The organism is Micromonospora sp. AMSO31t (assembly GCF_008868175.1).
Taxonomy (GTDB): Bacteria; Actinomycetota; Actinomycetes; order Mycobacteriales; family Micromonosporaceae; genus Micromonospora.
This window is the reverse complement of record NZ_WBKT01000003.1, coordinates 104,944-115,947: the sequence shown is the minus strand read 5'-3', so window position 1 is coordinate 115,947 and position 11,004 is coordinate 104,944. Positions and strand designations below refer to the sequence as shown.

The window sequence follows — 11,004 nt, the reverse complement described above, 5'->3', positions numbered from 1 at the left end:
TGCCCGGCCGGCCGGGGCGGGGGAGTCGGCGGGCGGGCGAGGGCGCACCATGCGGACGGGCAGAGGTTGCTCCCGGGCGGCCCGGAAGGCGCCCGGGCTGACCCCCACCTCGCGGGTGAAGAAGCGACCGAAGTTGGTCGGCTCGGGAAAGCCGAGCCGCCGGCCGATCCGGGCGATCGGCTCGTCGGTGGCGGCGAGCAGCCGGCTGGCCTGCAACGCCACCCGCTCGTCGATCACCTGCTTGGCGCTGCGGCCGGTCACCGCCAGGCAGGCCCGGGTCAGGGTACGCACCGAGCAGCCGAGCTGGGCGGCGTAGTCCTCCACGCGGCGGGTGTGCCGGTAGCCGCGCTCCACCTTCCGGCACAGCCGCCGGAAGGTCTCCGTCTCGGCCCGCGGCGCCGGCCGGTCCTGCCCGGCGCCGGGCAGCAGGCTCAGTCGCAGCAGCAGCACGGCGAGCTGGTGGCGCAGCAGCGCCGCCGCGGCGGGCACACCGGCGTGCCGGTCGGCGTCCACGGCCAGCTGGGTCACCTCACTGATCACCGCGTCCTCGTCCTCGCCGGCGAGCTGCCGGTACGCCGGCACCGCGTCCGGGTCGACCTCCAGGCCGCGCAGCGTCTCCGGACCCCACCGCACCACCGTCGCGTCGAGCTGCGGGCCGAGGCAGCGCAGCACCTGACCGGGGCGGGCGCGCAGCAGCGTGCCCGGCCGGCAGGGCAGCGCGCGGAAGTCCAGCTCGGCGGTGCCGTGACCGTGCGTGACCAGGATCAGCAGGTCGATGTCGAGCAGGACCGGCCGGGACCAGCCGGGCGCGGGCGCCAGGTCGGCGAGCGCACCGGTGACGATCTCGTCGGCCTCGACAGGAGGCACCGACAGGTCGGGGAGGGTGGCCGGGGAGGGCTGACCGGTAGTGACCATCGTCCCGACGGTAACCGCCCGGCGCGCACGTTGCATCTCGACGGTTTCCGCCGGCCTTGTCGGCACTGACCGGGGACGGTTAGGTTACCGATCGGTAGCGCCCGGGTCGCCCGACCGACCCGTGGCCCCGCATACCGGCGATGGGATGGGCATGACGGATCTGTTCTCGGTCGAAGGCAAGACGGTGCTGGTCACCGGCGGCTCACGGGGGATCGGCCTGATGATCGCCCGGGGCTTCGTGCGGGCCGGCGCCCGGGTCATCATCTCCTCGCGCAAGGCCGACGTGTGCGAGACCGTGGCCAAGGAACTCGCCGCCGAGGGGCACTGCGAGGCCATCCCCGCCGACCTCGGCCACGACGACGGCGCACTCGGGCTGGCGCAGGCCGTGCGGGACCGCACCGACCGGCTCGACGTGCTGGTCAACAACGCCGGCGCCACCTGGGGCGCGCCGCTGGAGGCGTACCCGGAGGCCGCGTTCGACAAGCTGTGGGCGGTCAACGTCAAGGCCGTCTTCCGGCTCACCACCGCGCTGCTGCCCGCGCTGCGCGCGGCGGCGACCCCCGACGACCCGGCCCGCGTGATCAACATCGGCTCGATCGACGGCATCCGGGTGCCCTGGATGGAGGTGTACGCCTACTCGGCGACCAAGGCGGCCGTCCACATGCTCACCCGCAGCCTCGCCCACCAGCTCGCCGGCGAGCAGATCACCGTCAACGCGATCGCGCCGGGGCCGTTCGAGAGCAAGATGATGGCCTTCGCGCTGGACGACCCGGCCTCCCGGTCGGCCATCGAGCAGCAGGTCCCGCTGGGCCGGATCGGCCGCCCCGACGACATGGCGGGCACCGCCATCTACCTGTCGTCGCGGGCCGGCGCGTACCTGACCGGCGCGGTCATCCCGGTCGACGGTGGGATCACCACGCACGGCTGAGGAACACCCGTGATTTCGACGGCCCGGGGCCGCGCGGACTCGGCAGATCCGCGCGGCCCCGGGTTGCCGTGTCAGCGGCCGGCGAGCAGCCGGTTCACCGCGGTGTCGACGTCCAGGTGCTCGGCCTCGCGGCCGCGCGGGACGACGACGTAGGTCCGGCGCAGGAAGCGCACGAGCACGCTGCGCGGGACCTCGAAGAGGGCGTTGCCGTCCGGCGACGACAGCGCGAGCGCGACGAAGTCGCCGCGCGGGGTGGCCCACGGCCAGACCCGGACATCGCCGATGCCGGCCGGCTCGTCGAGACCGGTGACCAGCAGTTCGCGCGCGAACGACCAGCTCACCGCCTCGCCGCCGGCGGACTCGGCGTGGAACAGGACATGGACCGCATACGGGTCAGCAGGGTCGTAACGCAGACTGGCACGCACCGGCAAGGCGGTGGCGTCAGGCGCGACGAGCCTTAGCGACGTCTCGACCTCTACGGTCGTCGGTCGAATGACACTCATGGACGTTCTCCCCCCGGCACCGCTGCGGAACGCGCGTGTCCCGCTTTTCCCATACTCAGGTGCTGCTCCTGGCTACGCTCCGCCATACGCTGACTTCACCCAGTGGTGGGAAGGGGGTCGGAAAGCCTCCGAGAACATGAAAATTCTTGTAGGATTTCCGCTTCCGCCCGATCCGTCATCCCGCCCGGCAACGGGTGCTTCAGTCGTCGACTTACTCCGGTAACGTCCAGTCCTCAGCAGGGGTGACGGTCCCGGGCGACACTGGGGGTGGAAATGGTCACGAGGGGTTCCTCGGTGGAAACGAGGACCACGGCCGGCCCACCGAAAGGTGCGGCCCGAGCAGCCAAAAGTCGGGGGTACGAGGTGCCTGTCGAAGGGCGTTCCGGGACCGCTCTCGCCGAGCGTCGCCGCGGGGGATGGCGGGGCCGCCTGCACACCACCCTCGAACTCATCCGGGCCAACCCCACCGGCCGGGTGGCCCTCAAGATCTTCATCGGCCTGCTCGGCGCCGTCGTCGTCACCATCGGCCTCGCCCTCATCCCGCTGCCCGGACCCGGCTGGCTGCTGGTGATCGCCGGCCTCGGCGTCTGGGCCGTCGAGTTCCACTGGGCGCGACGGCTGCTCGCCTTCACCCGCCGGCACGTCAACGCCTGGACGCGGTGGGCGACCAGCCGGTCACTGCCCGTGCGCTGCGCCCTGGGCGTCGCCGGGCTGGTGTTCGTGTCGGTCGTGGTGTGGCTGTCGCTCAAGTACAGCCTGGGAATCGACCTCGTGGCACGGGCGCTGCACTACCTCGCGACCCACTGACACCCGGTTTTTGGTCCGCGGTCTCGATCAGGTAGAGTCATCGGCGCTGAGGGCGATTAGCTCAGCGGGAGAGCGCTTCGTTCACACCGAAGAGGTCACTGGTTCGATCCCAGTATCGCCCACCGTAGATATTTGCAGGTTAGAAGCCCGTCACCGGAACTACCGGTAACGGGCTTCTGCCGTCTTGCTCCTTAAATTGGGAGCAGATTGGGAGCAGGGCGCTCGGCTCTGGTGGCCGACCCGGCAGGCGGGCCGACGACTACTACTGGGTGGCAGGCCACACCGCCCCCGCCGACTGATCAGGGAGTCGGACGTAGCGCTACGGGCACCCGCGTGACGAGAGGCCCCGGGCTTAGCTCAGCGGCGATGGCCGTCGGTCCGGTGGCCGCCCACACGCCAGTCCACTCAGCGAGCTCGTGCACCCAGCTCTCAGTGCTCTGCCGAGCCTTGTCTGACCACTTTGACGCGTTCTTTGATGCGAAGTCGTCCAAGAGCACGCGGTCAGCAGCTGTCCATACGGGTGACTTCGTGAGCCACTCTTCTCCCTGTTCGGCGCTGTGGCCGCTGCAGATCAACCACTGGACGAGCAACATCGGGACGTCGGCCCAGGTTCCTTGTCCCGGGCGTTGCGCTCCGTTGTTGTCTAGATTTGGTATCCCAACGGCCACGGCTCCCTAAGGATCAGCATGGACTACGACGACTTCATTGATGCCATGGCAGGGCGTTTAGATGCTCTCCCGCCCCGGCGGAGGGCTGCGGTGTTCTGGCTGGCTGGGACTGCCCTTCGGGCTGGGCTGAGCGATTCTGACGGCGCCGGATGGGGTGGCTGGTTCGACGAGGCGAGCGACCTAGCTCTTAGCTTCATCCTTGATGGGCTTCTCGGGGATAACCTCCAGGGAGTTTGGGAGCAGGCCTCTGTTCCTACCAGGCCGGATGCGCCTCAGCTTCTTCACTCGGTCATCATCTGCCTGAGTAGTCCGCTCGCGATCGCGATCGAGCCAGAGAAGAAGGTAGGTGCCTGGATCGAGCACGCGATGTTCCCGGTGATCCAGAAGGTCTCGCTGGATCTTTTTGGTGACATCGCTTTCCCTGATGATGACGGGCTGGAGCAGGTATTCGCCGACGATCGCGTCCAATCAGCTGCGGATTATTGTGCATCGATGTGCGCCAGGCTGGAGGAGGGTTCGAGGTTGGATCGAGAGATGTTGGACGAAATGCTCGAAGGGGCCGGCGTGTTGAGGGGTGCCAGCGAAGGCAGGCCCTAATCCGACACCGACATGTGCAAGACCGTCGACGGAGAATGCGAGGGACTCGACAATCAATAGCCCCGTCCGGGCGTCGATCGCCGATTGCATGCGATCCCGTGAGAGTTCCTACCGCAGGAGCTGGGCTTCTTATCAGGGATGACCCGCTGGCGCAGGCTGAGGGACTGGAACAACGCCGGAGTGTCGCACCGACTGCACAAGATACTACTGGGCAAGCTGCCCGGGCGCCGGCCCGGCGGCCCGGGAAACCGTGCAGGCCGATCAGCCGCCGGCGGTCCGGCGGCCGAGATTAGGGGAGCGGTTTGGGGGCAGACGGATGCACTGAACGGCGTTGAACATCGTGCAACGGCCCTGAGTGGCATCCAACTGCACCCACCGCGGCCTGCGCGTTCTCGTTTCCGCAGGTCAGCGTCGGAACGGCGCCCTGCTTCACACCGAAGAGGTCACTGGTTCGATCCCAGTATCGCCCACGCAGGTCAAAGGCCATTCCCATTCATTGGGGATGGCCTTTTTGCTGCCCGTACAGCAGTGAAGTACAGCAGTTCGTTCAGCGGCCGAGCGAGTCGCCGAGGCGCTTGAGGGCTTCCCGCGTCGCCTTGGACGAGACCTGGGTGTAGATCTCCATCGTTACGGAGAAGCGGGCGTGCCTCAGCACCTGCATGGCGACTCGCGGATGGACGTCCAGGTCTGCCAGGAGCGTGGCGCAGGTTCTTCTTGCGTCGTGGACGGTGATCGGCTTGACCTTGGCCTTCTCGCATCTCGTTTGCCAGGACCGCTGGAAGTTGCGCGGCTCGATGGGTGTGCCATAGCGGGTGGTGAAGACGAGGCCGGTTTCGTGCCACGCCTTGCCGGCGGTCGCCTCAGCCTCGTCGCGTTGTTGCTGCCTGAGCTTGAGCGCGGTTAGGCAGATGTCGGGCAGGGGAAGAGTGGCGTCGGACGCCTGGGTCTTGGTGTCGCGGTGCAGGAGCTGGCCGCGTACGCGTTGCAGTTGGCGGCCGATGGTCAGCTCTCCAGCGTCGAGGTCAACGTCCTCCCAGGTGAGGCCGAGCTTCAACTACACGTCGACCAGCCTCGGAGGTGGCCTTCGTTCTCGCACTGCGTCAGTTCACGGTCGATAGGAAGCTATTTGGCCGGGTGCGGCTGGTTTGGGTGCGCGGGGGAACAGCCGCCATGAGATCACGTTGGAGGTGGCGACTCCGGTGAGTACGGCGGCGGCCGCGACGGCGACCAGGACCGGGGGGAGCGGGAGCGTCACCAGTGCCAAGATGGCCAGCGTTAGCAGTCCGATCGGTCGGGACCAGGAGACGTGGCTGAAGGTCACGTAGTCGAGCAGGGCCCGCCCAAGCAGGAATACCGCAGGACCGCCGAAGATGACCAAGATCCAGGGGCGCTCGGTGTGGCCGAGCGGGTGCGAGATGATCAGTTCGTCGCCGACGGCGCTGAGGCCGACGCCGGTGACCATGATGAGGTGCGCGTACGACGCCAGTCTGCCGACGTATGCCGGCGACTGTGCCGAGGCGATGGCGACGGCAAGCAGCTCACCGGCCCGGTAGAAGTAGATCTGCCACAGCAGAACGGTGATGGCGAATGACACCAGCAGCGCCGCGGCTCGGTCCCGCTCAAGACCGTATGGGCTGATCTGGATTCCGGAGATCAGGATCGTCTCGCCCAACGCGATGATGAGGAGCTGCCGGTAGCGCTCGGTGAGATGGTGTTCTTGGATCGGATGGGCTCGAAAGCCGGCCCGGCCGAGTCGCGGCGTGGGGTAGTCGAGGACGCCCGCGATGTAGTCCAGGCTGACGGCAAGGCTCCACAAGGCCACGCGGGCTCCGCTCGATGTGAAGGCGCCAGCGATCCATGGGACCGCTGAGATGAGGGCCCAGAAGAAGGCCCGGACGCTGACCAGGCGAACCTCTTTGTTGGTGCCGATCAGAATGATCCAGAGCGGGCGGACTATCTGGATCGCGACGTAGACCCCCGCGAAGAGCAGTCCACGGTCGCCGTAGGCCGCGGGCACGGCGATGGCCATCAGCAGACTGCCGAGCGTGGTGCCGATGACCAATACCTGGATCGCTGGCCGTGTCGAGTCGTACCTGTTGGTGGCCCACACCAGCCGGTACCAGACCCACCACAGCGCCAGCGTCAGCACGAACGTCGCGTAGGCGCTTCGCCAATTGAGGTCCGAGACCATCCGGTCGGACAGCCGAGTGAACGCAAACACGAAAACCACGTCGAACAGCAGTTCCACAAAGCCGGCGCGCTGAGACTGCCTGTACGTCCCCGGCTGCTCACCCGCCCCGCTCTCCATGGCCATGGGAGTGACGCTACTTCCGGGCCGCCTAGGCGTGTTGCCGAACGCGTGTCCGCTGCGGGGTCGACAGCGAGGACCAGGTCCACGAGCCGAAGGCCGCGGCCAACATCGGCCGACGAGGCTGCCCACCGGCTGACGCAAGGCACGAGCAGCCACGCGAGTAGCCAAGGCGGTGCATCCCGACGGACCGGGCCGTACGTTGGCGGACCCGGCGAGCAGCGCCACCCCACGCTGACCGGGCATCGCCCGCTCCTGACAGTGTGGGGTCCGGCAACAGCTGTCGACAGCTACGGTGACAGCAACGATCCGAAACGAGGCCAGCCGTCGGCGGTCGGGCGCGGACAGTAGCCCGAGGTCGCAGACGCGGACGGATCCCGCCGGACGACGCGCCCAGAACTTACAAGCGAGGGGTCGACACTCGGAGACGTCCCCGGCTTATCGAGGAAGCGGGTTGGCGACGTAGACGCCCTTGCCCTGCCGGCCGTCGATCAGCCCTTCAGCCTTGAGTAGCAGCATGGCGGCGCGGATGACGGTGTTGCTGACCTTGTAGTGCTCGCAGAGGGCGGCGAACGAGGGCAGCTTGTCGCCCGGCTTCAACTGACCGGAGCTGACCTGCTCGCGGATATCCCGGGCGACCTGTAGGTATGCAGCTTCAGACATCGGTGGTGCTCCCAGCTTGGCGGCTGGTGCAAGCAGACCACATCGCGGGCGCGACTTACAACGCTATGTGTCGTAGCTGTTGACCCTGCGCACATTGCGTCCTAAGTTGCTCGTGGGGCTACCCAGCTTGGCGGCCGGGTTGTCCTGCCGTGGGTGCCCCGTCTCCGGACACGGCTGACTGGGTGCCCACGGAGCCCCAAGCATCGCCGGGGAGGCGTGATGACCAGACCGAACGATGCAACCGTTCCGAGCCCAGATACCGCGCGAGATCACGGCTACCACCAGCGGCTGGACAACAGCCGGCGGCGCGTCTCCTACGACGAGTACGTCTTGGCGGCGGCGCTGACTTTCGCCAGGCGGCATCGGCCCGTCTGGTCATGGCAGCAGTGGCGGCGTATTTGCCGCTGCGGAGATGACCTTCCCTGTCGAAGCCGTCACCCAATCCCGATCAACCGCGGCCACTGGCCCAGCCCGGACGGCCGGCGGTGACGACACACCTCCCGATCAGGCCGGCCTGGACGTGCGGCGGCTGTGCGGGGGAGTGGCCCTGCCAGACCCGGCGGCGGGAGCTCCGAGCCGAGTACGACCGCGCGCCCGTCTCGCTGGCCCTCTACCTGGCCGCCCAACTCATCGACGCGACCCACGACTTGGCCCATGTTCCCGCCGGCCACCTGCACCGCCGATTCCTTGGCTGGACCCGGCAATGAGCATCCTGCGGCCCGGCGACGAGAAGTTCCACTACAGCGATGGCTCCCACAAGTGGATCCCGCCGAACCCGCACTACGACCAGGAGGTCTGGGACGAGCAGGTCCGCCAACACAAGCAAGGCCACCTCAGGAACGAGCGCCCTAAGGTCCGCATTCAACGCCTGGTGTGATGTCAGCAGTACAGCAGCGAAGTACAGCAACCGTGCCAGCCGAACCGAGCCGAGAAGCGCGCCAGCAGGCCGTCTGACCTCGTATCGAGCCCGATCCGACCCGCTCGCCGAGAGTTCACACCGAAGAGGTCACTGGTTCGATCCCAGTATCGCCCACCATAAATATTCCCAGGTAGGAAGCCCGTCACCGGTTCGGCCGGTAACGGGCTTCCGCGCTGTTGCCCCTTAAATTGGGAGCAGATTGGGAGCAGGCGGTTCGGCTTTGGTGTCCCACCGCCGTCGGCCGCCCGGCGGCGGTACTGGTTACCTCCCTGGCCGCGCCCGCCGGCTGATCGTGAAGCCGGACGTACCGGGACCGGCAGCCGCCTGACGAAAGGGCGGCCCGCTCTGGCTCACCGACGGCCGTCGGTCCGGTAGGCCGCCCACTCGCCGGTCCACATCGCGAGGTCGTGCACCCAGCCCTCGGTGCTCTGCCGGGACTTCGCCGACCACTTCGATGCGTTCCTTGACGCGAAGTCATCCAAGACCTCGCGGTCAGTCGCCGTCCATGCGGGAAACTGCGCTAGCCATTCTTCTGCCTGTTCGGCGCTGTGGCCGCTGCCGATCAGCCACTGGACGAGCAACGCGAGTTCGACCCATGGCGCGGCCTTGGTTGCCCACGCCCAATCGACGATCCGTAGGCCGTGTGTGGTCACGATCAGGTTGGCCGGGTTGAGGTCGGAGTGGATGAGTGTCTCGCCGTGCATCGCCGGGTGCGCGAACCCGAGCCGGGCAGTCGCGGTGAACCATGGCTCGCCCGGCGCGGGAGTCTCCTGAAGTGCCTTCAGCGTGACTGCGAGCAGATCGAGATCCTCACTGCCGGGTGACAGGTCGGGGTGGGGACCGGCAAGATGCTCGGTCCCCACCACCAGCCAGCCATCGGACTCGAAGTGCCACAGAACTGCGGGCGGGTGCCGGTCGATGGCCCGGGTTGCCGCCAGCTCGTAGCGCAGTGACCGAACGTTCAACTCTCCCAAGGCCGCCTTGACGAAGACCGGTCCGGCGGGCCCGGTGACCGTCGAGGCGATCTCCGCGTGGTTGCCACTGGGAGCCGGGGTTACGGCGAAGGCTCCGCCGATCCGTTCGGCGATCCCTGCCGTGACACTCTCAGGCAGAGCGGTCCAATCGCTACGCATCGGTTCTCTTCTCTGCTACTTGCCGGGCTGAGGCGGGTTCGGCGGGCAGCAGGACTCGGCCTCACCACCCCAGAATTCCATGTCGACCCGGTAGCCGGTGTCGTGCAGCGCCGCGAGTGTGTAGCTGATGGCGGTGCCGTCCTGCATGGCCTCGGTCAGGATCGGCCGGTGGTGTACGTAGTGGCCCCCGATCTCCTTGCAGGCGGCGGTGTAGGGCTCGCTGATCTGGAGGGCAGCGTGCCATACGGCGTCGACCGGCCGGGTAGGCACGACCCGGTAGGACTCGCCGGTCGGCAGGAGCATCCCGAAGTCCGGCTTGTTCAACCGGTCGGCGTACGCCTTCAGGAAGACGAGGAACTGCCCGACCGCACGCTCGGCGTAGGTCTGGGTCACCTCCTGCCTGGCAGCGACGTAGCGGGCGATCTTGTCGAACACCTCGGCCGAGACTAGGGTGCGAGGGTCTGCGGCGGTCGTCGTGACCGGCCTGTCTGCGGTGATACTCAAGATTCCTCCTTGATTCTGTGCGGGTCAGCGAGGAAGGTGCGGCTTCGCGTCACCTTCGAAGCGGAGTTGCGTCCGTGTATGTCTTGCGTAAGCGATCACGGTGCGCGGGAGACTCGCGGCAAGGTCGGTGCGGAGGCGCCCTCGCCCTCGGCAGGCGACAGCGCATGGTCACCGGCCCTCCAGGATTGACCTTCGGAACGGCCCCCAGGCCACGAAGCGTTCGAACATCTCGCGCGGGCTCGGCCCGTCGTGCGGGTTTAGATGGAAGAGGTCGCGCATCGCTTCGTACATCAAACCGCTGAGGTAGATCGAGAGGGCGGGGAGAGCGGACTCGTACTCAACCTTCAGTAGGAGACGCGCCTCAGCGCAGGGCCATGGCCGGCCACACGAGCGGCACGCCCACATCGGCCGCAGCGGGGTATGCGGGGGTGCTGTCTCCGTCCTGTAGCTCGGCCGATTCGGCTTAGGTCCGGCGCTGGGGATGGGCAGCTTGGACGTCATCACCAGCGGCCTCCATTCGCGCGCCACTTCTGCCCAGAATGAAGTTGCCCACCCGGCCCGGCTGCGCGATCGGAAGCAGCGCAGTGAGCCCCTTCCCCCAAGGGGCGGCGCTGACGGCGCGCACCTTCGGCGGTCTCACCAGCGGCCAACCGGCGGCGCGGGGTTGGTGGGCATGGAGCGTCGAGGTCGACCACCTCCACACCACGGCCGCGGAGCGCGTCGACCAAATGTAAGCCGATGAATCTGGCAGCGCCGGTCACCACCACCACCCGGGCCATCATCGCTGCCCGCCCATTCCGGTCCGCTGCGCGAACACCCACTGCCACACATACGTGAGTAAGGGCGGGTCCGCCAGCGAGACCGTCGCCCGGCCGGTAGCCGCCCGCACCGAAACGGGAATCGAGGGGTACGGGATGCCTGTCGTGTTGCCAAAGGCGTGCCGCGAGACGTACAGAGTCATGCCGCCACCGTTCGACGAACCCGGCCCATTGACTGCAGGACCTGGTGGACCCGCCGGAATCCCGGCGGGTCCACCATCGCGAGGCGGCGGCTGAGAGC

The 11,004-nt window shown here is 67.8% G+C and carries 13 protein-coding genes, 1 tRNA gene and 2 pseudogenes; 7 read left to right on the top strand and 9 right to left on the bottom strand.

Going from position 1 to position 11,004, the window contains the following annotated elements:
• Window positions 1-915, bottom strand: a 915-nt coding sequence (locus F8274_RS01570) for an AraC family transcriptional regulator (protein WP_151460445.1), incomplete at its 3' end; no start/stop codon positions are given.
• Window positions 916-1,066: 151 nt separating this feature from the next.
• On the opposite strand from F8274_RS01570, the gene F8274_RS01565 reads away from it, so the two are divergent.
• Complete coding sequence (locus F8274_RS01565; protein WP_151460444.1) at window positions 1,067-1,843, top strand: SDR family oxidoreductase; 777 nt, start codon at window positions 1,067-1,069, stop codon at window positions 1,841-1,843.
• Between the two features lie 71 nt (window positions 1,844-1,914).
• Here the strand turns inward: F8274_RS01565 and F8274_RS01560 are convergent, their stop codons facing one another.
• Entirely contained in the window at window positions 1,915-2,346 is a 432-nt protein-coding gene (locus F8274_RS01560) for an SsgA family sporulation/cell division regulator (RefSeq protein ID WP_007457244.1), read from the bottom strand.
• 294 nt (window positions 2,347-2,640) lie between these two features.
• On the opposite strand from F8274_RS01560, the gene F8274_RS01555 reads away from it, so the two are divergent.
• The 4 genes and pseudogenes from F8274_RS01555 to F8274_RS32515 form a co-directional block, all read left to right on the top strand.
• On the top strand, window positions 2,641-3,153 hold the full coding sequence (locus tag F8274_RS01555) for a TIGR02611 family protein (protein ID WP_370518185.1): 513 nt from the start codon (window positions 2,641-2,643) through the stop codon (window positions 3,151-3,153).
• A gap of 50 nt (window positions 3,154-3,203) precedes the next feature.
• A tRNA-Val gene (locus tag F8274_RS01550) sits at window positions 3,204-3,275 on the top strand.
• Between the two features lie 564 nt (window positions 3,276-3,839).
• Window positions 3,840-4,418, top strand: coding sequence for a hypothetical protein (locus tag F8274_RS01545; protein WP_151460442.1), 579 nt, complete (start codon window positions 3,840-3,842; stop codon window positions 4,416-4,418).
• Window positions 4,419-4,520: 102 nt separating this feature from the next.
• Window positions 4,521-4,703 (top strand): annotated as a pseudogene (locus F8274_RS32515) (IS5/IS1182 family transposase); the annotation flags it as partial.
• A gap of 262 nt (window positions 4,704-4,965) precedes the next feature.
• On the opposite strand, the pseudogene F8274_RS01540 reads toward F8274_RS32515, so the two are convergent.
• From F8274_RS01540 to F8274_RS01530, 3 genes and pseudogenes are all read right to left on the bottom strand, one after another.
• Window positions 4,966-5,466: pseudogene (locus F8274_RS01540) on the bottom strand (tyrosine-type recombinase/integrase); the annotation flags it as partial.
• A gap of 57 nt (window positions 5,467-5,523) precedes the next feature.
• Window positions 5,524-6,732 carry a low temperature requirement protein A gene (locus tag F8274_RS01535; RefSeq protein WP_192579659.1) on the bottom strand — a complete coding sequence of 403 codons (1,209 nt, stop codon included), beginning with the start codon at window positions 6,730-6,732 and terminating at the stop codon, window positions 5,524-5,526.
• 432 nt (window positions 6,733-7,164) lie between these two features.
• A complete protein-coding gene (locus tag F8274_RS01530; protein ID WP_091269831.1) occupies window positions 7,165-7,389 on the bottom strand; it encodes a winged helix-turn-helix domain-containing protein in 225 nt (74 codons plus the stop codon).
• A 485-nt stretch (window positions 7,390-7,874) separates the two neighbouring features.
• Here F8274_RS01530 and F8274_RS32510 point away from each other — a divergent pair, with 485 nt between their 5' ends.
• Window positions 7,875-8,096 carry a flavin reductase gene (locus F8274_RS32510; RefSeq protein WP_151460439.1) on the top strand — a complete coding sequence of 74 codons (222 nt, stop codon included), beginning with the start codon at window positions 7,875-7,877 and terminating at the stop codon, window positions 8,094-8,096.
• The gene (locus F8274_RS31085; RefSeq protein ID WP_192579658.1) at window positions 8,093-8,266 is read left to right on the top strand and encodes a hypothetical protein; all 174 of its coding nucleotides are present in this window, start codon (window positions 8,093-8,095) and stop codon (window positions 8,264-8,266) included. Before F8274_RS32510 ends, F8274_RS31085 begins: the two co-directional genes overlap by 4 nt.
• A 392-nt stretch (window positions 8,267-8,658) precedes the next feature.
• Here the strand turns inward: F8274_RS31085 and F8274_RS01515 are convergent, their stop codons facing one another.
• From F8274_RS01515 to amcA, 4 genes are all read right to left on the bottom strand, one after another.
• Window positions 8,659-9,441, bottom strand: a complete 783-nt coding sequence (locus F8274_RS01515) for a phosphotransferase family protein (RefSeq protein ID WP_151460438.1) — start codon at window positions 9,439-9,441, stop codon at window positions 8,659-8,661.
• Between the two features lie 15 nt (window positions 9,442-9,456).
• Window positions 9,457-9,876: a hypothetical protein gene (locus F8274_RS01510; RefSeq protein ID WP_225853537.1), complete on the bottom strand. Its 420-nt coding sequence runs from the start codon at window positions 9,874-9,876 to the stop codon at window positions 9,457-9,459.
• A 237-nt stretch (window positions 9,877-10,113) separates the two neighbouring features.
• On the bottom strand, window positions 10,114-10,446 hold the full coding sequence (locus F8274_RS31665) for a hypothetical protein (protein ID WP_151460436.1): 333 nt from the start codon (window positions 10,444-10,446) through the stop codon (window positions 10,114-10,116).
• A gap of 277 nt (window positions 10,447-10,723) precedes the next feature.
• The gene (amcA, locus tag F8274_RS32425) at window positions 10,724-10,906 is read right to left on the bottom strand and encodes a multiple cyclophane-containing RiPP AmcA (RefSeq protein ID WP_151460435.1); all 183 of its coding nucleotides are present in this window, start codon (window positions 10,904-10,906) and stop codon (window positions 10,724-10,726) included.
• Between the last annotated feature and the right edge of the window lie 98 nt (window positions 10,907-11,004).

Coding starts and splice junctions, on each gene's coding strand:
- F8274_RS01565 (WP_151460444.1), top strand. CDS start 1,067: ATGACGGATCTGTTCTCGGTCGAAGGCAAGACGGTGCTGGTCACCGGC.
- F8274_RS01560 (WP_007457244.1), bottom strand. CDS start 2,346: ATGAGTGTCATTCGACCGACGACCGTAGAGGTCGAGACGTCGCTAAGG.
- F8274_RS01545 (WP_151460442.1), top strand. CDS start 3,840: ATGGACTACGACGACTTCATTGATGCCATGGCAGGGCGTTTAGATGCT.
- F8274_RS01535 (WP_192579659.1), bottom strand. CDS start 6,732: ATGGCCATGGAGAGCGGGGCGGGTGAGCAGCCGGGGACGTACAGGCAG.
- F8274_RS01530 (WP_091269831.1), bottom strand. CDS start 7,389: ATGTCTGAAGCTGCATACCTACAGGTCGCCCGGGATATCCGCGAGCAG.
- F8274_RS31085 (WP_192579658.1), top strand. CDS start 8,093: ATGAGCATCCTGCGGCCCGGCGACGAGAAGTTCCACTACAGCGATGGC.
- F8274_RS01515 (WP_151460438.1), bottom strand. CDS start 9,441: ATGCGTAGCGATTGGACCGCTCTGCCTGAGAGTGTCACGGCAGGGATC.
- F8274_RS31665 (WP_151460436.1), bottom strand. CDS start 10,446: ATGACGTCCAAGCTGCCCATCCCCAGCGCCGGACCTAAGCCGAATCGG.
- amcA (WP_151460435.1), bottom strand. CDS start 10,906: ATGACTCTGTACGTCTCGCGGCACGCCTTTGGCAACACGACAGGCATC.